Genomic DNA, 22,907 nt, shown 5'->3' with positions numbered 1-22,907 from the left:
ATAATGACCGATCTACTAGATTTTGAACTGTATTTCATCCATTTTAAAGATAAATACAGAATCAACACAAAATCACAGTTAGCTTATAAATATATCATATCCCTATTTGTGTGAACCAAATTTGAACCAGAAAAGTTCAATGTTGAAAGATTTAGGGTAAAAATTCCGCAGAGCTTAAAAATCTAGATTCAATGAAAAATAATGAGAATAAAGTCCTAAACCAGCGTTTCCAATATTCGTCATCGCATAATCAATTGTAATTTTTGCAATTCTCAAACCTAAACCAGCAGTTGGGTAAAATGAAAAATCCTTTGATCCAGAACCATCATCTGCCAGTACATTCTGAAAATTACCGGCCCCTACTCTTAGAAATACGCGTTGATTATAATCCAATTCAAAGCCAATTTTAGGATCCACATTAAATTTTGACGAAGAAATTAAGGATGATTTTGTACCATTCCCTGAAAATTCCAGATCCAATGCTGATAAAAGATAAATTTTATCTGAACACCGCATCTTATAAGCTAAACTGCTGATTATTTTTGGCAAGGTATATTCCACAGAACTAATGGGAATATCATTATTTGTTTGCTGCAAAACCGCTTTTTCTTCATTTGTAAAACTAAATTTGTAAGCATTAAATGTAGTTGTAATGTCCCTACCCATGATTGAAAACCAAAAATGATCTGAAGTATATCGCAGGCCAGCATCTATTCCAAATCCCCAAGCTTTCGCAAACGAACCAAAACTTCTGTGAATAACTTTTGTGTTTGCACCAAAAGACCAGGGACCTGTTCCCAATTTTCGACCATAAGAAACCAGCAATGCGTAATCGGCAACACTAAATTCCTCAATCCGGCTATAATCAATACTGCCATCAGGCCCTCGCAATCTCAGCGTATTTGGGATTTGGTCAATGGACATTCGAATCAAACTTAAAGCACCAAAACTTCTTGATTCTTCATCGAGAGACTTACCAAAACCTACATAATCATAATTACCGATTCCAGAAAACCATTCTGCATGTTGTGCACTTACCTGAAAAGTAGCACTATTATATGGAAGACAAGCAGGATTCCAATAGGCAGCTTGAACTGTTGTTGTATGCGCTCCAGCAGCTCCTGACATCGCCATACCTCTCGCACCAACACCAATATTTAAGAAATCATTACTAAATTTAGGTGCTTGTGCAACAAGATTAAGTGAAAGCCAAATTAAAACAAAAGCTATATTAATTTTCATAGTCAGGGCTTAGGTATTGCAAATATATAATACTTTTTTATAATATGTATCACGCTCTCTTTAAAACGCCATTCTAAGCTGTTATATTGCACAATTACTACCTCCGGTAACATTGAATTTTTGCAGATGCCGAAGCTCCATTTTCATCCACAATAAGAAATTGGTGCGTTCCAGCTTGTGGCAATACTGCCCATTCATGATTTCCATTTGTTGTAGAACCTAAATATTGATCATCCATAAACCAATGTACGACTGCAAAACCATCCTTATGTGCGGCTTTGAGTACCATTTTATTACTTAATTCATCCAAATCAATTGGTATAAATACTTCGGTTCCTTTGTCAGGATAAATAAACTCAATAACACTCCCTTTATTGCCTCCATATTCCACGCAATCTTTTCGCAAAGGAGGAATACTTTGATAATCACCGTGATGCGGTTTATAATAAAATTCAAGTACAGCAGGCAAATTAAAATAGGTAGCTGAAATTGAATTTATCTCGCAATCTCTATAAACTCGAAATTTTTTATCTACATCCGTAAATATTTTTTGATGGTAAGGACATAAAGGAATATCTAAATTTTTTGATGGATGTAATATTGAAATTGAATCCGAACAATATTTATTGATAGGATGCCCACTTTGTTTACAAAGCATTTGAGGATACATTTCACCCACTGGTTTTTTCCAATCGGCTGTATAATTTAAAGATTGAAATAATTCAAAAAGCATAGGCGCTGCAGTATGCACACCAATTAAACCGGGTCTACCTACCCCGGTCGAATTTCCAACCCAAACAACCATTGTGTAATCTGGTGTAACACCTACACACCACGCATCTTTAAAACCAAATGAGGTTCCTGTTTTCCAAGCTATTCTATGCTTATTCATTTCATAAAATACAGTCGAAAATTCATCGGGTAATTGTGCTCCTTGCAGAGCAGAAAACATTTCATAAATTGAAGCCACTGAAATTCTAAATGGATCCCTAGCGCGCTCCTTAGAAGGTAATTCCTGCTTCAATAGTTTCAACTTAAAAGGATCTTGAATTGATTTTATTCCATTATTAAAACTGTTGAGCTGAAATGCTAAATCAGCATAAATTTTTGCCAAATCCCAGCAGCTTACTTCAGCGCCACCTAAAATAAGGGATAAGCCATAATCTTCTGCGGGTCTAAATAAATTTGAAAATCCTAGTTGTTGCAATCTTTGATAAAATGCTGCAACGCCAAATTGACGTAACAAACGAGCTGCTGGAACATTTAGAGATTGTTGTAAGCATTTATTTAAGGGTACGGCTCCTGCATACGTACGGGAAAAGTTTTCAGGACGAAATCCAGCTATAAGCGTTGGCACATCAGGCATCAATAATTCTGGTGTAACAATGCCCCGATCCAGACTGCAGGCATATAGTAATGGCTTCAAAATACTTCCTGAGCTTCTGGGAGAATGTATATTATTTACACTTTGATTTTTAAGTGAAGCGGCAGTGTCAATAGCATTCGCTATATAACCATTCACTTCTTGTGTATTATTATCAACTAAAAGGATCGCTAGATTATGGATTTCATTTTGTCTAAAATTTCTGGCATATTGATTTGCAATCTTGATAAACTTGTCTTGAATAATTGGATCCATGGTAGATTCAAATTGAAATTGCCCAGGATACATTTTTATTAAACGCTCTAATAATAATTGGGATAATTGCGGCATCGAAAATATTTGATCTGGAATTGGCTCTAATAATGATAGTTCCAAAATTTCTTTTTCAATAAAATGCTTATAGTATAATTTTTCTAAAAGTGCATTTCTCTTTTTTAACAATAGCGCACGATTTTTTTTAAGATGAATATAGGAAGGCTGATTTGGCAGAACTGCAAATAAAGCTGCTTCTGCCCATGACATTTGCAAATGAGCTCTTTGAAAATATCTCCAAATGGCAGCTTGAACTCCTACAACATTTCCACCATAAGGAGCAACTCCTGAATAATATTTTAGAATTTCATCCTTGTTAAAATTAAATTCTAAACCTATAGCTAACCAAAATTCCTTCAATTTATTAAAAAATGTGCGTGGCGGATTGCGCATTAACAAACGAACTAATTGCATAGAAATAGTGGAACCTCCAGAAACTACTTTTCCGTTCTCGATGTTAAGTACTGCTGCTCTAAAAATTGACACCGGATCAAAACCGACATGCCAATCAAATCGCTGATCTTCAAAAACTTTTAATGCTATTTTATAGTTCTCTGGAATATCTGATGTGACCGGAAAACGCCATTGGCCGTCAGCACTCACTTTAGCAGCTAATAATGTATGGTCATTACTATAAAGTACTGGTGAAAATTTCAAATCCCGAATCAAATAAGGTGCATAAACCATGGATGCAAACCAAACTATAAATGCACTACAAACTATCCAACTTAGAATACGCAAGCTACTAATTTCTCGATTTAATATTTATAACTCCATATCTGTATGCGGCATATATGGAAGGATTATACATTGCTTCGCAATAAATTCCAGGAGCTATATATTTTCCAGGATAAGCAGCAATTGCCGGAAAATTAAACGCCATTGTTTCTCCAGTATTTAAACTGAAGTAACTAATAATTTTAGCATCCCTATAATCCTGATAATCTACTCTTGAATTCTTCGAATCGATGCCACCAATCCTGCGATTTTCAAGTTCAATTCCAGATGGAACCACCAGATTTAAAGCCAAATTATCCAATCTTCCATTCGTGCCCATATTGCTAACAGTTACCCGAATATTGAGTTGGTCACCTGATTCAAAATTTAGATCCTTTGAGTTTCCAGAAACAATTTCATACTTCAATTTCAATCCATTTGATTTATCCATATTTGCAATTGAAGTTTCTTTACCATATTGTACTAAAGAAACAGATACACCAGAATTACTTAAATTTTTAAAATCAAATGTTTGTTTTGACGCAGGCTTTAAGTCTACAAAATAAGATTGCGTTCCAGTTTCTGTCATTAATTGCGTTGTATTCCATTTGTAACTGAATTTCATTTTATGATCTTTGTTATCACCATTTAATTTTGCCACAGCAACCAATATCATCGACATTTCCTGTGTTGAATAAAAATAATTAGATGAAGTTCTTTGAATTAATTTTTTCAATAGATTAGAGGCTTCAGATTTTCTATCCAAAAGGACAAGCACTTGCGCGATTAAAGCCTCATCTCGTGTATTGGAACCATAACTGTAGGCAAGCTCTCTGTAATAATTTAATTCATTGAATGCCAAATTTGAAATTAACTGAGTAGCAATCTCTTTTTTACCAGAAGCAGCATAAGCACCAGCTAATAAAATGGATGTCATTAGATCATTTCCTTTATTCTGAAAGAGCTGGTTCATAGCACTCCATTCTGGTTTTCCATACAAAGACATCGTATACAGTCGATATGCTTGCATTAATTCTGGTCGATGATAGAGCCCTTTTTTATTTGAGACAAATGCGTTGGATCTTGATCGTTGAAAATTATACCAAGATTTTAATAAATCATCTGGTACCCGATAACCAGCATTCTTTGTTTCTATAAGAAAGTGGCCGACATAGCTTGTATTCCAATCAGAATAGTCCTCCAAACCAGGCCAATAGCTAAAAGAACCATCGGATAACTGAAACCTTCTCAGTTTGTCAATTGCAATTTGAATGTTATTTGTGATGTCTGATTTCCGCTCAACACTTAACTCAACTAAAGAAGACAAAAATATTTGAGGAAATGCTCCAGATGTAATTTGTTCCAAACATCCATGCGGATACTGAATTAAATCATCCAATAATTTATGAATGGATAAGCCATGAAGACCTGAAACTTCTAATTTCACAGAACGCGTTCCTTCCATACCAAAAGCTCCAATGTTTTCATGAATTTCTTGACCTGGTTCTACCCAAAACTGCTTCACTTCATGACTCAAAACATTCGGATTATCAACATAAAAATGAATTGTATTGCTTGCATTAAAACTTCCACTTTTTGCGCTTGCTGTAATACTTGCATTTCCAATTCCTCCATTCCCTCTCACTCTAAAAAAAACAGTTTGATCACCGAGTTGCTTAAATGAAATATTCTGTACAGGTGGATCTGTCAATTGTATTTTTCCTTTAACATCTAATGTTACTTGTACATTTTTTACACGTTCATCTGATGCAAACACCGTAACAGGAATCAAGACTTCATCATTATAGGCAAAGACCCGAGGAACTGTCAATTGCGTCATCAATTCATTCTTTACCGCGACTGATTTTTCTGCTGAACCAAATGCATTCTGCTCATTTGCAATAATCATCACACGTACAGAACCAATGTAATTTTGAATCACAAATTCATGCTTGTTCCGTTCCCCTTTTTTAAGGACCACCGGACCTGAATTCAGAACTATCGGTTTAAAACGTTTATTTTTTTGTTCTTGTGACTTATTCAAAGCCTGGTCACCTCCAATACTAAAAACACGTTCCATTTCACCATCCAAATTCCCAATAATTTCATTAAAATTATCCCAGGTCATTAAAGATAATGCTTCCTTAGCCATAATATCATTATACGGATTTGGTGTTTTAAACCGAGTTAGATTCAATAATCCTTCATCGACAACATATAACTGATATACCATCTCCCTGGATTTTTCTTCGGAAATTTCTATTGTGAATTTTTCATCTGGTCGAATATTGTCACTCATTTTAATAATTGGCAATAATTTCTTATCAGAATCTTCAATTCTAACAGGTATAATACCATATAACCTCAATGGCAAATCATTCTTTTTTTCTAAACGTCCTTGAACAAAGGAAACATCTACATAAATATTTGGCGCCATCTCTTTAGATACCTGAAATTCAAAAGGTGTTTTTTCTTTTTTAGCTGCTACACTTTGTGTTTTTAAAATTTTAGTACCTCTCAAAAAAGAAATCAAATACATGCCTTTTGTTGCTCCTGGCAAATCAATTTTTACCTTATCACCAATTCCATAGTTATCCTTGTCGGTTTTAAATGATAGTATATTTACAAATTCTTTCGAATCGCTATTATAATTCCAACCCGTATAAAAATATTCTCCTGTGACATACCCGTTATACTTATTTGTAACTTTAATATAATATCGATCATATTCTTTCAAATTAATTTTCATGGTTGCTATTCCATTTTGATCAGATTTAATTGTTTGATTCAGAAGTCTTTCTTGATGTATATTGCGTTGATAATCTCCCATGTGACCACTCCGCAATTCATACCACCATTCATAACTCACTCTGAACAATTCTATGGAAACATCCCGGTTGGCAATTGCTTTGCCATCAGCATCCAAAACCACCACTTTAACTTCCTGATCAACACCTACAGATATTTGTCTTCCATAAGGATTTTCTGGTAATTTAACACCGACAAACTCTTTAAATGGAGACACTGTGGATTCAAAATAATCTGTTGTTAGATCACCACCATCATCCAGAATTTGGGTTATAAAAGTGGTTCGCAATTTTCCTGATTTGACCACATCTTTTATTCCTGGAAAAAGTATACGGCCTTCTCCTTTTTCATTCAATCTAGCATTAAAAACTTCTTGTTCCCCAGTTACGGATTTAGATTCCGGATCGATAAAAACGTATCCAGCAAACTTTTTAAAATCAGGAGTAACCATTTGATACTTCACGGAAATATTGGTTTGTTTTCCATCTGCAGGTGAACCATGCAACCATTTTGCTGAAAATGGAATTCCACTTGAAAAAGACTCCATTGCAAATTCTTTTTGAAATGGCCATTCGACTTTGAAGCGATTCGGCTTTACGGTTTCAACCAATAGATTTTTTTCAAAAACGGAGAGTCCTATTTTTAATTGAGCCTTATAAATTCCTGTCAAATCCGTCTCTTTAGTTGGTATTTGAAATGCATATAAACCCATTAAATGATCCGCTTTTTGTTTCTTAAATATAATTTGATTTTGAGGATTATAAATTGTCAATTCAACTGGAAATTGAGCAGGAATGGGACGTTCAATTTGGTGAATAATAGCACTAAAGTATATTGTGTCACCAGGACGCCATACTCCTCGTTCCGTATATAAAGAAGCTTTTAATCCTTCTTGCAATTTAACACCACTAATATCAAATTCACTTTGAGATAAAGATTTATTTTCTTCAATTTTCAAATACGAAATATGCTTACCACTTTTTGCAACAATAAATGCTGGTTTAACTGGGAGCACTATATTCACAGTTCCATTTCCATCTGTTTTCTCTAAGGCTAAAATTTGTAATTGCGCATCGTAATATGTAATTTCAGCAGATTTTACAGGTGAACCATCTTGAACGTCGTAAACTGCCACAAAACAATCCCCACCATGGTCTGATGATTTTGCAATCATTGCAAGATTTGAAGCAAAGAAAGAGGTTTTAGCGAAATGATCTTTATAGTAATAACTCAAATTACAAGGATCCTGCGTGTCATTATTTCCATTCTCTGAATAATTATAATAAGCGTAAGCTCTCCAAAATGATTTTATCTTAGAATCACCGGTATATTCATCATAATAATCTTCCGGCATTTCAGGTTTTCCACCAGCACAATAATAATTACTATAGCCCGGTTTAAAACAAATTCTAACCTGGTAAAAAGCACCAATTTCTGCTTCTATTAATTCGCTCAAATCTAATCCATATCGTTTCCATTCTTTTTCATTGCTACCTTGAGACAAGTCCTCTAATTTAATAATTTTTTGCTTTACAATTCTACCAAGTCGTACCATATTATAACCATCATAATCGTCGTTAAACCCCAGATGCATATTGAATAAAACATTATTTGCAAATGTTTTAAATACCTCTACTTCAATAGTATGCAAATTAATTGCTTCAAATGGTAAAATAATATTTTTAGAATAAGGCAAAATACTCCCCGTATTTGTAAATCTAACTTCAGGCGGATTTGGGTTAAGTACAAATGGATACTCAAATGCAATAAGTTTTTTATTAGGATCTTTAGATTGGATTAAATGACTTACAGACAAAATCGCTTTTTTCGCATCCCAACTGTCTGGTATGTGTACGTTTATTAAATCTTTATCCTTCGTGAGTTCTAAGGCAACGGAATCTCCCTTTAATACAACAAGACCTCGAATATCTTGAGATTCAAGCAATGCATCAGAAAAATAAATGGTCATATTATGCTGGGAAATTCCTGCATCATCTACGCCCATCACAACAAATTCGTTTAATGCTGGAATCTGAAATAATTTCGAGTCTAAAACTTTAGCATCCTCATTAAAATGTTGTTTCCACTGAACTTGCAATTGATCTGCTACATTAGCCTGTCTGTCAATAGGCTTAATAAGAATCTCATATTGAAATGGATCTGATGCCGAAACCTCAATATGAGGAATGATTTTTTGTCCCGACTTCATTTTAATTTCAAAAGATTCTAAAATCTTTCCAGGTTCTATAATATCGTTCACCCGGAGTATTCCTGTAAGGTACATTTTATCGGGTTGATCCGAAATCATTCTTGGAAACTGCCATTTTACTGAAATTTCAAGAGGTAAATAGCTAAAATTTAAGGAAAGCGTTCTTAAAGATTCACTGATTTCAGGAAAAAATGTTTTAATATCTAATGAAAACTGATATTCTTGATTTTCTCTAAGCGATTGTTTGTCTGGATAGAATTCCAAAATATTGACGCTTTTCCAAATACATTTTCCTTCCAGTGAAGGTGAAATCTTGTAGGAGGATAAATTTAATTCCAGATTAATTTGATCAGCCGTTATTACAGGCTTTGTAAACTCTATTCGCACCGCTTCATTTCGCTTCAATATTCCTGCAGAATATGCACTAATATAATCTTTATAAGCTTCAAAATTATCATTCATAAGATTTACTTTCTGTTTGCTACAGGAGAACATGCAGGTAATCAGAAAATAACAAACTAAAAAACGCTTGATTTGATGCATCATTTTTATATTTATAATTGACAAATTTTTAAAGCTAATTCAAGATAAAGATCCTTTTCAGTAGCGCTCCGGTTATAAAGCCCCTTAATCTTCAGGTCATAATCTGATAGTAATTGAAATGCAGATTCTATATTTGCAAGTGAATATAAAGTAGCTGCATCACGATATTCTTTAATGAAATTCTTAAAAGCTAATTTAAGAATTTTATTTAAGTCATCATCATTCATTTTCTGATAAATTTTACATATCCAAATTCTATGAAAATGATTAAATAGTGCCCCTATTGTTGCAATCAGTGGATTCGATTTATGATGTTGTGCCATATTATTACTAATCCAATAAATTTTGCGATGATCTTTTGTACTAATTGCTTTTTGGAGCTCAAATACATTATACTCTTTACTTATTCCTATATATTTAACAATATCCTCTTTCGTTATTTTTTTATTCTGAGAGCGAATTAATTTCAATTTTTCCAATTCATTTATGATATTCGCTAAATCATTCCCAATATATTCTAACAGCAACTGTTGAGCTTCTTCCTCTAATACCAGTTCCATTTCTTTTGCAGATTCTTTAATAAACGCTGGAATTTGAAAATCGGACAATCCTTTCCATTCGTGATAATACCCACTTTCCTTCAATTGTTTAACCCAAGAAGATCGCCCATCTGGCTTCTTTGAAAAACACACCACTAAGAGTGTACTATTCAAAGGATGTTTAGCATATTGAATGAGTGCTTCCCAATTTTTAATTTCTTGTGCTTCCTTAACCAAAATCACTCGTTTTTCTCCCATAAATGGATACTCCCGAGCTAGGTCGATAATGGCATTGACACTCGTTTCCTTACCGTATAATGTACTTTGATTGAATTCTTGTTGCTCCTTACTTAAAATTTGAGTACCAATGAACTGAATTAACTTATCTACAAAAAATAATTCTTCAGAACTGACTACGTAAATGGGTTTGCAATGCGCACTGGAAATTTCCTTAATAAGTTCTTTAAATTCCATGAGTTCTTGAATAGTAGCTGTAAAGTTAATCAGTCGTTCCTTATCTTTAGCCGGAATTTAAAGTCATTTATGCGAAAAAAATTAATATTAGTAACCAATGATGATGGCATTTTTGCACCAGGTCTTATTGCCTTGGTAAATATTGCCAAACAATTTGGAGAAGTCATTGTCGTTGCTCCGAATAGTCCACAATCTGGAATGGGTCATGCAATAACAATTAATCAGCCTATCCGTTTGCATAAAATTCATACTTTAGAAGGTATTGAGGCTTATGAATGTTCCGGAACACCAGTAGATTGTGTAAAACTTGCAAAAAATGTAATTTTAAAAAACCGAACTATTGATATTTGTTTATCTGGTATAAATCATGGCTCCAATGCTTCTATAAATATCATTTATTCAGGCACTATGTCTGCTGCGATGGAAGCTTCTTTAGAAAATATTCCTTCCATTGGGTTTTCATTACTAGACTATTCATTCGAAGCAGATTTTACAGCTGCAGAAGGATTTATCCAGGAGATCATTGAAAAAGCACTCGTAAATGGAATAAATAATTGTAATTTACTGAGCGTCAATATTCCGAAACTTAAAAAAGAAGAACTCAAAGGAATTAAAGTTTGTAAACAAGCTGAAGGGCGATGGGACGAAGAATTTATGGAAGCCAAAGATCCTCGAAATGAACCTTATTACTGGCTGACCGGTAAATTTGTATCTACAGATCCTTCTGAAGAAACTGATATTTGGGCATTAGAAAATGGCTATATTAGTGTTGTCCCTTCTGGACATGATTTAACTGTATATAAAGCAATTGAATCAAATAAATTTTATGAAAAATAATTGTTTATCTAATCCTGAATAAATTTGTTGTATTCTAAATAAATCTTAAGTATGAATATTCCGAGTCCGTATAACAAAGTTTGGTTTGGTATTTTAATTGGTCTTTGTGTTCCATTCGCGAGTTATGGAATTATTTTAATGATCTATGATAAACTAGATTACTATGAAATTTTTAATTCTAGTGGAATGGCTCAAAATTTTAGAGAACGCACGATCGCTTTACTTGCCATCATTTGCAATGTAATACCCCTGCAAATATTTAATAAAAAACAGATGCTGGATGCTATGCGCGGAATCGTATTTCCAACTTTAGTTTATGTAGCCTTGTGGATGTATTTTTATGGTTTCGATTTATTAGGATGATCCAGGCAAAAAAAATTTATATCATCGCTGGGGAAGCTTCTGGAGATTTGCATGGAGGACAGTTGATAAAAGAAATAAAAAAAAGCAATCCATCTATTGATGTTCGAGGTTGGGGAGGAAATAATATGGAATCTGCCGGGGTTCAACTTGATATCCGATATGAGAAAACAAACTTCATGGGTTTTACTGAAGTGCTTAAAAATCTCTTTACGATATTAGATTTATTTAAAATTACAAAAAAATCAATATTAGAATTCAAACCAGATGCCATTATCCTTATAGATTATCCTGGATTTAATCTTCGAATTGCAAAATGGGCGCACCAAAATTTAATTCCTGTTTATTATTATATTGCGCCACAAGCCTGGGCATGGAAAGAAAAAAGGGTTCTGATTTTAAAAAAGTATGTTAAAAAACTTTTTGTAATCCTTCCATTTGAAAAATTATTTTTTTCAAAACATGGAATAGATACCTATTATTTTGGACATCCTTTGCTAGAAACCATCAAACAATTTAAGTTTAATCCTGAATTCAGGAAAGTACATAAACTAACAAACAAATCCATTATAGCATTATTGCCTGGAAGTAGAAAGCAAGAAATAAGTAAACTATTGCCAATATATCTTGATGGGATAAAAAACGAATGCAAATATCAAATTGTGATCGCTGGCTTAATTCACCATCAAGAGCTTTATGAGTACCATATCCAAAAATCAGGTATAAAGGCTCAAATAGTTTATGATGACACTTATAATTTATTATATCAAGCACACCTGGCGTTGGTAACATCTGGAACTGCAACCCTAGAAACTGCATTATTTGGAGTTCCTGAGCTTGTATGTTATAAAGGAAGTCAAATTTCGTATTGGATTGCCAAACGTTTGATTAAAGTAAAATATATTAGTTTAGTTAATTTAATAGCAGATAAAAAAATTGTTCAAGAACTTATTCAGGATGATTGTACGCCAGTGGCGATACAATCCGAATTCAGAAAATTTCAAGATCCACAAATCAGAAAACGAATAAAATATAATCTTGAATCCATACAAAAAATGCTCGATGGACACAATTGCTACGAAAAAGTTGCAGCTGAAATCCTAAAAGACTTAAATCAACCAGAATTAAATAATTATTAAAATGAATTTTTTGCGGAAACTATTAGGGAATTCTAATAACCGTGCTGAAGAAATGAATCGCATCGCTGCTGAATTGAATTTATCATACCAGGAGAATTATAATACTGGGATTATTCAACAATTAAGTGATTTTAAATTATTTCAATATGGGTCTTCCCAAAAAATTACAAACTTAATTTCTGAATCGGAACTTAATTCGCAAAATCATTTATTTGATTTTGAATATGTGATTTCAACAGGAAAGTCTAGTGTGCGCTTTAATCAAACTGTATTATTTGTAAATTCAAAAACACTTTCTCTTCCTCAATTTTACCAAAAACCAGAAGACTTTTTTACTAAATTAATTTCTTATTTAGGTTTTGAAGATATAGATTTTTCGAATTTTCCTGAATATTCCGAAAAATTTCATTTAAAAGGTGAATTTGAAGAAGTAATCCGATATTATTTTTCTAAAGAGGTATTAGAATTATTATCCCGGCAAAATGCTTTCCATATGGAAGCTATGAATTACTATTTTATTATTTATCAATCCAATAAATTATGCCCAATCCATGAAATCAAAGCTTTTAGAAACATGGGCATCATGTTATATAAACTGTTTCAAATCAGATCGAGTGATAGTGAAAATATGAAATTTTAGTTTTGAATAAAACTACCCATTTACTGCATAAAATAATTACTTTTTCTTAACCGCTGGTTTTTTAGTGCTGGAAGTTTTGGTCGTTTTGCTCGTTTTGGTAGCATTGGTTGCTTTTGTAGTTTTGCTTACCTTTTTAGCAAAAGCATTTGGAATGATTTCTTCAATGATTGCTTTTACTTCATCAAGACTCATGGTGGCTGCAATTTCTGAAGTTATTTTTTGCCCATCTTTTTTTGGAATATTTATAAGCTTCTTACCAAATTTAATATAAGGACCCCATCTGCCATTTTCAACTGAAATTTTTTCAGCTTCAAATTTTAATATATATCTGTTTGCCTCCTTATTTTCCTTAGCATCCATCAGTGGAATTGCCTCATCGATGGTGATGGTTTCAAAATCAATTCTTCTTGGTATATTAATAAACATGCCATTCCATTTTACAAACGGACCAAATCTACCTTTTCCTTTGGTCACTGGAAGTTCTTTATAATATCCTATTGGAGCATCTTCTTGCTGCTTTTGTTGAATCAGTTCAATTGCTTCTTCCATAGATAAATCCAGCGGATCCTTTCCTTTTGGAATCGAAATAAATTGTTCGCCAAATTTTACATAAGGTCCAAATCTACCAGCGCCTACAATAACATCGGATTCTTGAAATTTTCCCAGTTCTTTAGGTAGTTTAAACAAATCCATAGCTTCTTCATATGAAATTGTTTCCATACTTTGACCAGGACGTAAATTGGCAAAAATTGGCTTCACATCTTCTGGTAACTCCTCCCGGTCGCCTAACTGCACTACGGGTCCGAAACGAGTTAATTGAACCAATACTTTTCTTCCAGTAATTGGATCTACTCCAAGGTCTCTTCTGCCTTTTGCTCGCTCCCCTTGTTCCATTACAACATCGACATTCTTATGGAACGGCCAATAAAATTCATCAATCATTTTTACCCAATCCAATTTTCCATCTGCTATTTCATCAAACTCTTGTTCGATTTCTGCGGTAAAGCTATAATTTATAACATCCGGAAAATGCATTGCTAAATAGTCGCAAACTATCATACCGATATCTGTAGGATACAAGTGATTTTTACCTGCTCCTGTTATTTCGGTTTCTCTCTTACTGACTACTTTACTTTTTTCTAATTTTAGAACTTGATATGATCGTTCTGTACCACTTCTGCTTTCTTTCACAACATAACCTCTATTTTCTTCCATAATTTTGGAAATTGTTGGAGCATATGTTGAAGGTCTGCCAATGCCAAGTTCTTCTAGTTTTTTAACCAGACTCGCCTCTGTATATCTCGCAGGTGGCCTTGTAAAACGTTCTGTTGCTGTGATATTTGTATAATTCAACAAATCACTGACTTTTAATGGCGGAAGAATTGAATTTGTATCTTCGTCTTCTTCATCTGAAGATTCTAAATAAAGTTTCAAAAAACCATCAAACAATAAGACTTCACCAACTGCTATAAATTTATATTTTTGAACTTTAGAAATTGAAATATCAATTTCTGTTTTTTCTATTTCAGCTGCAGCCATTTGTGAAGCCATACCCCGCTTCCAAATTAATTCATAAAGTCGCTGTTGATCAGAATCTTCTCCTGCATTTCGAAGATCCATATAGGTTGGTCGAATCGCTTCATGCGCTTCTTGAGCGGAAGCATTCTTCGTTTTATACTGTCGAGTATGAACATATTTTTGTCCAAATTGCTTTTCAATTTCCTGGGCCATTGCAGAGATTGCAGATTCACTTAAATTGGTAGAATCTGTTCTCATATAAGTAATCCAACCTGCTTCATACAATTTTTGAGCATTACTCATTGTGCGATTAACACCAAACCCTAATTTTCTACTAGCTTCTTGTTGTAGTGTTGAAGTTGTAAATGGAGGTGCAGGATTTCTTTTAGTTGGTTTTACCGAAACATTTTCAACTTTAAATTTAGAATCGGAACATTGATTTAAAAATTGTTCTGCTTCTTCCGGTTTTTGAAACTTATGATCTAGGCTTGCTTTAATAATGGATTTAATCTTGGGATCTTCACTTAAAAATAAGGCTTCCACCTTATAAAAAACTTCCGTTTTAAATTCGTTGATATCACGCTCCCGATCTACCACTAATTTTACCGCTACGGACTGGACTCTTCCAGCCGATAATTTATTCTTGACTTTACGCCAAAGTATTTCTGATAATTCAAAACCAACTAAACGGTCTAAAACTCGTCGTGCCTGTTGTGCATTTACAAGATTTAAATCTACATTTCTAGGATTTTGCACCGCTTTTTGAAGCGCTGTCTTGGTAATTTCATGGAAAACGATCCGTTTTACAATTTTTGGATCAAGACCTAAAACTTCACATAAATGCCAGCTAATTGCTTCACCTTCGCGGTCCTCATCCGTTGCTAACCAAACTTCATCTACCTTAGAAGCCCAATCTTTCAAGTCTTTTACGACCTTGGTTTTTTCAGGCGAAACGATATAACTTGGCTTGAATTTGTGTTGAATATCAATACCCTTTGCCCCTTTGTCAAGGTCTCTTATATGCCCGTAACTAGATTTAACTTTGAAGTCTTTTCCTAGGTATTTCTCTATAGTTTTCGCTTTTGCCGGAGACTCAACGATTAGAAGTTTGTTTGCCATTCAGCGCCAAATTTTATCTTTTAAACCGGGCAAAGCTAAAGATTTTTGATTATTGACCAATTAATTACTTAGGTCAACTCCCCATATATAGCTAATAACCATCTGATTTACAAATACATATGGATTATAATATATTTAAGATTGAAACAAATTAAGACTAAAAATATGCCAAGTAAGCCACTATTAAACTTCAAAAATGAAAAATTTAATAGCAAACAGGATCAAGATTTTTTAATAATTATAGGCTTGGGATCATTGGCTTTTCGCAATTGAAATTCCTTTTGCCTTTGATTTATATAATGATCTATAAGTTGTTGGTCATCAAGAGGAAGCTGTTTTAAATGACGATACCAACATCTAATTAATAAGTCCATCATATCATCCGGAAAGCTCAAACCTCTATTTTTAAGATAAAATGATAATCTGCTCCCCTCTTCCAGGCCCCAATGGATTTGCATCCATCTCCCAAGATTAAAATGTAGTTTACTGGCGATCGTATCTTCTGAACTAGAAATAAGTTCCAATGCAGTTTTGGTATCAGTCAATCGATCCAACTCTTTTATAGCATCCTTTAAATCCTTCGGAATATATACATCGTCTATGCGTTCGAGCTTTATGCGGGCTTCATAATTTTTTAAATATTGGTCTGCTGTATTTTGAGCCCAAATACATGCCGACATAAAAATGAACAAAAAACCTACATAATGTTTCCTTCTCATGAATACAAGAACGAAATGACCTTTATTTTAGTTTATAAATGCAAAACGGAATATTAAAATGTTTGATAAACGCTTTCCTATAATAGAAATATCAATTTCAGTATCATTTATACTTTGCCTATTATGGATTGTAAATGATTATTTGGCCTTCTTATTAAGCATCCTTATAAGTTCCATTTCCTGTATCCTGTTATTCATCAGTTTCATAACAGAGCGGCTGGAAAAATCAAATTTACCAAGCTGGTATTATCAATTCATGTGGATACTTATTGTTTTGCCATTACTTATAGGAATTCTATTTGCATTCATCAATAATTTTCAATTTAGTTGGTGAAATTGAAATTTTAAATTTAACCCATATTTTGACTGATACATCAGAATTGCAATAGGATCAATCCATTTAGAAGAAATTTTATTTTAAAATTATGGGCTTAAAATAAACTTCCGAAATAAAACAAATATTCCAAAACCAACTAAAAATCCTTCTATCCATCCAGCAAGTACGTCAAAGGGAAAGTGAACTCCAATATAGACTTGTGAAAAACCAACCAGCAAAGCCCAAACGAGAATTCCCCATTTCCAACTTCCAAAATAGGAACCAAAAACAAAAAATAACAAACTCGCAATTCCCATATGATTGGTTGCATGCGAGCTCGGAAAACTAAAGCCACCACTACATTCAATAACTGGTAAAAATTGATCTTTAAAATAAATTTCATTACAAGGGCGAACGCGCTCAAAGTATTTTTTTAACAAAGTACTATTCAATTGATCTGTAAGGATTATTGTTAAGATCATAAGCGCAAAGAATCTCCAGGCTTTATTCCTAAATTTTATAATTATCCAACTCGTTAAAAAAATATAAAATGGTATCCAAAATACTTTATCCCGAAATGCAAGAAACATGGGGTCCAAATGTACGGACCGGAAATTAATCTGAATAAAATCAAATAGTTGATGATCCAGGAGGTTAAAATAATCAAGCATGCCAAACTCTTTTCTTTTTAAAAACCAATATCATTCTTTCTGAACGTAAAGGATCATAAGCATCTAAATGATAACTACCATATACAGATTCCAAATATAAATTATAAATCGTAAACAATTCGACCATTTGTTTCAGGCTATATAATCGCACTTTTTCATAAAATATTAAACATTGATCCTCCTCAATAATTGTAATTTTTTTTGAAATTCTATCGTCAACGATCCTTTTGTGAATTCTAAAATTATAATCATCGACCATAATTTCTTCTGTTTCAACCAAATTATTTCGAACATACTCAGCATTCAAATAGTCTAAAACCAAAGTACCATCCCATTTTAAGTTTGCAGCCATAGCTGAAGCTACATTTTTTTCATCATTATGCGACTCAAAGTAACCAAAACTGGTAAAAAAGTTAAAGACAAAATCATAATAGTTAATCCTAAACAAATGCCTCATATCATGTCTGTAAAAATGCAAAAGGTCATTTTCAGTTAATTGATTTCCTGCAATTTTTGAAAAAGAAAGGTCAATCCCTGTGACATCAAAGCCAAGTTGATTCAGCGCAACCGCATGCCGTCCTTTACCACAACCTATATCTAAAATTTTAGATTCTTTAGGTAAATTCAATTGTTCGATGAGGAGTTCTATAAAAAGATCTGCTTCTTCTTCATTTCGATCCCGGTACAAAGCTTGGTAATACTTTGTGTCAAACCAATCTTCAAACCATTCTTTCATACCTGTTCTTTTAACTAGAATCTAAAACATATTAGGCCCGAAATTAATACATTTGCAGGTTAATAAACAAAAGGATGAGTTTAATTGCTTCTGTTTCGGGTATTAGAGGAACAATAGGTGGATATTCTGGCGATAATTTGAGTCCAATAGACATTGTACGATTTACAAGTGCTTATGGTCGCCTCATTAAAGGCTCTAAACAAAAAGCTACTGTAGTTTTGGGCCGCGATGGAAGAATTAGCGGGGAGATGGTTGCTTCATTAGTCCTTGGGAGTCTTCAAGCCATGGGAATTAATGTAATACAAACTGGTTTAAGTACGACACCTACTGTTGAAATGGCTGTAGTCTTTCACAAGGCTGATGGAGGAATTATTTTGACTGCAAGTCACAATCCAAAGGAATGGAATGCCTTAAAATTATTAAACGCTAAGGGTGAATTCATATCCTCTGCAGAAGGATTGCAAATTATTGAATGGTCAAAACAAGACAGCACTCATTTTTCATCTATTTACGAATTAGGTCAAATACAAGTTGATAAAAATTCTATTCAACAACATGTAAAAAGTATTCTAGAATTGCCTTTTATTTTAGTCGAACAAATTCGCAATTCAAAATTTAAGGTCATTGTGGATTGTATTAATTCAACAGGTGCACTTGCAATTCCACCATTGCTTGATGCATTAAACGTTGATTATCAATTATTAAATTCAGATATAAATGGTGATTTTGCACATAATCCTGAACCCTTACCAGAAAATTTGAGCAGTTTACTTGAAGCTGCTAAAAATGGATTTGATGTGGGTATTGCTATTGATCCTGATGTTGACCGGCTTGCGTTTGTAGATGATCAAGGATGTTATTTTGGTGAAGAATATACGCTTGTTGCAGTTGCTGACTATATGCTTGGAATAAAACCGGGAAATACAGTTTCAAATTTATCCTCTTCGAGAGCTTTAAGAGATTTGACAATCGCTAGAGGAGGAAACCATTATACGTCTTCTGTTGGGGAGGTACATGTAGTTAATAAAATGAAAGAAGTGAATGCAATTATTGGTGGGGAAGGAAATGGCGGTGTAATTCTTCCAGACCTACATTATGGTCGTGATGCCCTGGTAGGTATTGCTTTAATACTTTCCAATATGGCATCTAAAAAACAAAGTCTCAGGCAACTAAAAACGAATTATCCGATGTATGAGATGCATAAAGATAAAATTATCTTAAAGCCAGAAATTAATTACGATGAATTAATAAAATTTTTAACAAGTGAATATAAAAATGAACGAGTAAATCTTGAGGATGGTTTAAAAATTGATTTTGAAAATTCCTGGGTACATTTAAGAAAATCTAATACCGAACCCATTGTTAGAATTTATAGTGAAGCCAAAACACAGTCTGATGCGATGCTACTTTCCGAAAAAATAAAAGATAAAATTGAACACTTTTAACCGCAGGCATGAATAAAAGTCGCATTTACTTTGATCATGCCGCAACAACACCCCTGTTGCCGGAAGTTAGAGAATACATTTATGAAATTTCAAAAAGTATATTTGGCAATCCATCTTCCACACATGCAGAAGGCAGAATTGCTAAAAGCTTTGTTGAAGAGCATCGCAAAATTATTGCTACCATTTTAGGATGTTCAACATCCGAACTTTATTTCACTGCAGGTGGCACAGAATCTAATAATTTAATTTTAAAAAGTGCAGTACATAATTTAGGTGTAAAAAAAATCATAAGCACAAAAATTGAACATTCATGCAATATCGAAAGCTTTGAATGGCTAAAAAGAAATTGTCAAACTGAAATCAATTATGTTGCGGTCAACCAGCAAGGCCAAATAGATATAAATGCTTTAGAAGAATTACTAATAAAAAGTACAAGTAAAACGCTCGTTTCACTTATGCATGTCAATAACGAACTGGGCACTATTTTAAATTTAGATCCTATTGGCAAATTATGCAAACATTACAATGCATTATTTCATTCAGACACGGTTCAAGGCATAGGATTTTATCAATACGATTTAAAAAGCAATGCGCTTGATTTTATGAGTGGTTCTGCACATAAATTCTATGCGCCAAAAGGTGTTGGTTTTGTGTATATTAATCAACAAAATAAAATTGAACCATTAATCCATGGAGGTTCTCAAGAAAGAAATATGAGAGCCGGAACTGAAAATATACTAGGAATTGGGGCGATGTCCCGTGCTTTAAGTTGGTGTCATGAACAATTTGAAGAACGTATGAGCCATCTTCAGTTTATTAAAAATTATATGTTGACAAGTCTTCAACAAAATTTTGTAAATTTAGAATTTAATACTCCTATTGAAAATAGTTCAGCTAAAATTTTGAATGTACAATTTCCATTTTTTGAAGGCAGCGAACTATTGCCTCTTATTTTGGATATTGAAGGATTAAGTATATCTGGAGGTAGTGCCTGTAATTCAGGTGCTGAAAAAGCATCCCATGTAATTAGTGCTATACGACCTGATGATAAAGGAAAAGCTATTCGCTTTTCTTTTGCTTATTCTAATACCAAATTAGAAGTTGATAAAGCGATTGAGATCCTTCTTAAATCATTAAAAGGCAAAATATAAAAATCATTATGAAAATCAATGAAATGTTGTCGAAATTACTTCGCAGTATAATTTTAAAAATTAAATTTTTAGTAAATAAATTTTTGTTTCGAAAATAATGTAAAGTGAACCGGATTAAAATTGCAATTCTATATCTTTTGTGTTTTACGAACTCTATATGGTCACAGGGTACTGCTCCGATAATTTTACTCAAACCTATTCAAATAGATTCCAATTGGACAAAATATTCATTCCAAGAAATTCTAAATACCCAAGAGGAGATTAAATTTTTAAGAATTTCAGATGGCTTGGAATACAGACAGGATTCTAATAGTAGTTACTGGATTAGACATGGCAATACGCTTAAAACTTTATTCCATATAGAAATTCAAAAAAATAATTCACTTGAGTTTATTCTTTTTCAAAAGCAAAATAAAGATGAATTTAAAAATTCAATTATTGATAGTGATTTAAAATCGGATCCTTGCAAGTTCAAAATAGAAAAATATACAGAACGCAAATTATATTTAATTTTTGACTCCATACCGGATGAACTTTATGTTCTATGGAATAATACCGGAATCCCATTCAAAAGAAGTGGTAAACATATAATTATTTATATCCCATCCTTTATAAATGAGGTGGAGCAATCCTATATAAGATTGTATTCAAGTAAAGCAGCAAAGGTTTGTAAAACGATTGAAATCCCATTAATATTTGGCATCCCTTCAAATATTCAGGAGTCTTTAACAGGCATAAAGTATGGTGGTACTCACCCTATGAATTCGGCATTGGATGAAACTAAAGTCTTCCATACCGAATTACCGGAATCCCCTATTGAATTAATAGATTCAATTTTAAATCCAACAATAACACCCATAGATAAATTAAAATGGTTTAGCGCATATATTGATTTATATTATGCATTCTATACGGATTCTGTTGGCACAAATCAATATCAAAAATTTTCTAGTATTTCTCCAACAAGTAACGCCTTTGGTTTAAATACAATTCAACTTAATTTTCAATATAAAGCAGATAAATTCAGGGCTTTTGGAGCTTTGCATTTTGGAGACTATGCAAAAACAAGCTGGTCTACTCAATTTAATAACATTATGGAAGGGAATGCCGGGCTCCGGGTATTTAAAAAACTATGGATTGATGTAGGATTTTTTCGCACCCATATAGGAACAGAAGGTTTATTGCCCAGAGAAAACATTTGTAGTTCCAGCTCGATCAGCACCTATTATGAACCTGCTTTTGCGAGTGGCGTTCGGTTTAATTATTTACCTAGTGATAAATGGTTTTTAAATCTTTATATTCTAAATGCTTACAATGGTTTTGACGATCTTAATGATAAGAAATCGTTTGGTGTACTTTTTAATTATTCAATAAATAAAAGCATTACCCTTGGCTATAGTAATTACCTTGGTGAAGACACACCGAGTAGTATTGATACCAATTCACAAATTCGTTTTTATCAGAATATTTATTTGAATGCAAATACCAATTCATTAAAATTTCAAATTGGTGGAGATTATTGCATCCAACAAAATTCTAAAATTAGTCAACCAAACAAAGTTGGCGTTTTGTTTAGTGGAGTTGCTACTGCCAGTCTTGCATTTACAAAACGAAGTTCAATTTATAGTAGATTCGAATGGTTTCATGATCCAAACGGGATTTTGTCTCCAAAAATAATCGACTTCAAAGGAAACCAAGGTGGATATAAATTATGGGGCTTAACAACGGGCATTGAATTTAAACCTATGGATAATTTATTTATTCGTTTAGAAGGCCGACAATTAAACATGGATTCAAACCAGCAATTATTCTATTGGAAAACAAAGAATAAAAATTCCAGACAAGAAATCATGCTGAATACTGGTTTTTCATTTTAAATCTAAGAATAGTGTAAAGATTGCTGGGTTTGAAAATATCCTTAGCTTATTTTTTAGATTAATTAAAATTGGATTCTATTAAATTTTTAAAAGTTGATATTCCACATTAGAATATGGTCTGCGATCTAACTAGATTAAAATAATTCTTTGT

Annotated in this window: 15 protein-coding genes; 7 read left to right on the top strand and 8 right to left on the bottom strand. The window is 33.1% G+C overall.

Annotation, left to right across the window (positions count from 1 at the left end; translation table 11 throughout):
- Positions 1–174: 174 nt before the first annotated feature.
- The 4 genes from IPO86_08760 to holA form a co-directional block, all read right to left on the bottom strand.
- Complete coding sequence (locus tag IPO86_08760; GenBank protein ID MBK9728191.1) at positions 175–1,242, bottom strand: PorV/PorQ family protein; 1,068 nt, start codon at positions 1,240–1,242, stop codon at positions 175–177.
- 97 nt (positions 1,243–1,339) lie between these two features.
- Positions 1,340–3,679, bottom strand: coding sequence for a penicillin-binding protein 1C (gene pbpC / locus IPO86_08755; GenBank protein MBK9728190.1), 2,340 nt, complete (start codon positions 3,677–3,679; stop codon positions 1,340–1,342).
- A gap of 4 nt (positions 3,680–3,683) precedes the next feature.
- Positions 3,684–9,218: a hypothetical protein gene (locus IPO86_08750; protein ID MBK9728189.1), complete on the bottom strand. Its 5,535-nt coding sequence runs from the start codon at positions 9,216–9,218 to the stop codon at positions 3,684–3,686.
- 8 nt (positions 9,219–9,226) lie between these two features.
- A complete protein-coding gene (gene holA / locus IPO86_08745; protein MBK9728188.1) occupies positions 9,227–10,228 on the bottom strand; it encodes a DNA polymerase III subunit delta in 1,002 nt (333 codons plus the stop codon).
- A gap of 69 nt (positions 10,229–10,297) precedes the next feature.
- On the opposite strand from holA, the gene surE reads away from it, so the two are divergent.
- Genes surE through IPO86_08725 form a run of 4 tightly spaced genes read left to right on the top strand, consistent with a single transcriptional unit; the run spans position 10,298 to position 13,204 of the window.
- On the top strand, positions 10,298–11,065 hold the full coding sequence (gene surE / locus IPO86_08740) for a 5'/3'-nucleotidase SurE (protein ID MBK9728187.1): 768 nt from the start codon (positions 10,298–10,300) through the stop codon (positions 11,063–11,065).
- 51 nt (positions 11,066–11,116) lie between these two features.
- Positions 11,117–11,428, top strand: coding sequence for a hypothetical protein (locus IPO86_08735; GenBank protein MBK9728186.1), 312 nt, complete (start codon positions 11,117–11,119; stop codon positions 11,426–11,428).
- Entirely contained in the window at positions 11,425–12,564 is a 1,140-nt protein-coding gene (gene lpxB, locus IPO86_08730; protein MBK9728185.1) for a lipid-A-disaccharide synthase, read from the top strand. The genes IPO86_08735 and lpxB overlap by 4 nt, the downstream gene beginning before the upstream one ends.
- Before the next feature lies 1 nt (position 12,565).
- The gene (locus IPO86_08725) at positions 12,566–13,204 is read left to right on the top strand and encodes a hypothetical protein (GenBank protein ID MBK9728184.1); all 639 of its coding nucleotides are present in this window, start codon (positions 12,566–12,568) and stop codon (positions 13,202–13,204) included.
- Between the two features lie 36 nt (positions 13,205–13,240).
- Here the strand turns inward: IPO86_08725 and topA are convergent, their stop codons facing one another.
- The 4 genes from topA to IPO86_08705 all read right to left on the bottom strand — a co-directional run bounded on the left by topA (position 13,241) and on the right by IPO86_08705 (position 18,283).
- Positions 13,241–15,841 carry a type I DNA topoisomerase gene (gene topA, locus IPO86_08720; protein ID MBK9728183.1) on the bottom strand — a complete coding sequence of 867 codons (2,601 nt, stop codon included), beginning with the start codon at positions 15,839–15,841 and terminating at the stop codon, positions 13,241–13,243.
- Between the two features lie 221 nt (positions 15,842–16,062).
- The gene (locus tag IPO86_08715; GenBank protein MBK9728182.1) at positions 16,063–16,560 is read right to left on the bottom strand and encodes a hypothetical protein; all 498 of its coding nucleotides are present in this window, start codon (positions 16,558–16,560) and stop codon (positions 16,063–16,065) included.
- A 423-nt stretch (positions 16,561–16,983) separates the two neighbouring features.
- A complete protein-coding gene (locus IPO86_08710) occupies positions 16,984–17,358 on the bottom strand; it encodes a phosphatase PAP2 family protein (protein MBK9728181.1) in 375 nt (124 codons plus the stop codon).
- 181 nt (positions 17,359–17,539) lie between these two features.
- Positions 17,540–18,283: a methyltransferase domain-containing protein gene (locus tag IPO86_08705; GenBank protein ID MBK9728180.1), complete on the bottom strand. Its 744-nt coding sequence runs from the start codon at positions 18,281–18,283 to the stop codon at positions 17,540–17,542.
- A 74-nt stretch (positions 18,284–18,357) separates the two neighbouring features.
- Here IPO86_08705 and glmM point away from each other — a divergent pair, with 74 nt between their 5' ends.
- The 3 genes from glmM (at position 18,358) to IPO86_08690 (ending at position 22,756) form a co-directional block, all read left to right on the top strand.
- Positions 18,358–19,728 carry a phosphoglucosamine mutase gene (gene glmM, locus IPO86_08700; GenBank protein ID MBK9728179.1) on the top strand — a complete coding sequence of 457 codons (1,371 nt, stop codon included), beginning with the start codon at positions 18,358–18,360 and terminating at the stop codon, positions 19,726–19,728.
- 8 nt (positions 19,729–19,736) lie between these two features.
- Positions 19,737–20,879: a cysteine desulfurase gene (locus IPO86_08695; protein ID MBK9728178.1), complete on the top strand. Its 1,143-nt coding sequence runs from the start codon at positions 19,737–19,739 to the stop codon at positions 20,877–20,879.
- A gap of 104 nt (positions 20,880–20,983) precedes the next feature.
- A complete protein-coding gene (locus tag IPO86_08690) occupies positions 20,984–22,756 on the top strand; it encodes an outer membrane beta-barrel protein (GenBank protein ID MBK9728177.1) in 1,773 nt (590 codons plus the stop codon).
- Positions 22,757–22,907: the final 151 nt, after the last annotated feature.

This window comes from Saprospiraceae bacterium (assembly GCA_016717265.1).
Lineage (GTDB): Bacteria > Bacteroidota > Bacteroidia > Chitinophagales > Saprospiraceae > Vicinibacter.
Note: the sequence above shows the minus strand (reverse complement) of the source record. Positions and strands in the feature narration are given on the sequence as shown.

Coding starts and splice junctions, on each gene's coding strand:
- IPO86_08760 (MBK9728191.1), bottom strand. CDS start 1,242: ATGAAAATTAATATAGCTTTTGTTTTAATTTGGCTTTCACTTAATCTT.
- IPO86_08750 (MBK9728189.1), bottom strand. CDS start 9,218: ATGATGCATCAAATCAAGCGTTTTTTAGTTTGTTATTTTCTGATTACC.
- holA (MBK9728188.1), bottom strand. CDS start 10,228: ATGGAATTTAAAGAACTTATTAAGGAAATTTCCAGTGCGCATTGCAAA.
- surE (MBK9728187.1), top strand. CDS start 10,298: ATGCGAAAAAAATTAATATTAGTAACCAATGATGATGGCATTTTTGCA.
- IPO86_08735 (MBK9728186.1), top strand. CDS start 11,117: ATGAATATTCCGAGTCCGTATAACAAAGTTTGGTTTGGTATTTTAATT.
- lpxB (MBK9728185.1), top strand. CDS start 11,425: ATGATCCAGGCAAAAAAAATTTATATCATCGCTGGGGAAGCTTCTGGA.
- IPO86_08725 (MBK9728184.1), top strand. CDS start 12,566: ATGAATTTTTTGCGGAAACTATTAGGGAATTCTAATAACCGTGCTGAA.
- topA (MBK9728183.1), bottom strand. CDS start 15,841: ATGGCAAACAAACTTCTAATCGTTGAGTCTCCGGCAAAAGCGAAAACT.
- IPO86_08715 (MBK9728182.1), bottom strand. CDS start 16,560: ATGAGAAGGAAACATTATGTAGGTTTTTTGTTCATTTTTATGTCGGCA.
- IPO86_08710 (MBK9728181.1), bottom strand. CDS start 17,358: ATGATCTTAACAATAATCCTTACAGATCAATTGAATAGTACTTTGTTA.
- IPO86_08705 (MBK9728180.1), bottom strand. CDS start 18,283: ATGAAAGAATGGTTTGAAGATTGGTTTGACACAAAGTATTACCAAGCT.
- glmM (MBK9728179.1), top strand. CDS start 18,358: ATGAGTTTAATTGCTTCTGTTTCGGGTATTAGAGGAACAATAGGTGGA.
- IPO86_08695 (MBK9728178.1), top strand. CDS start 19,737: ATGAATAAAAGTCGCATTTACTTTGATCATGCCGCAACAACACCCCTG.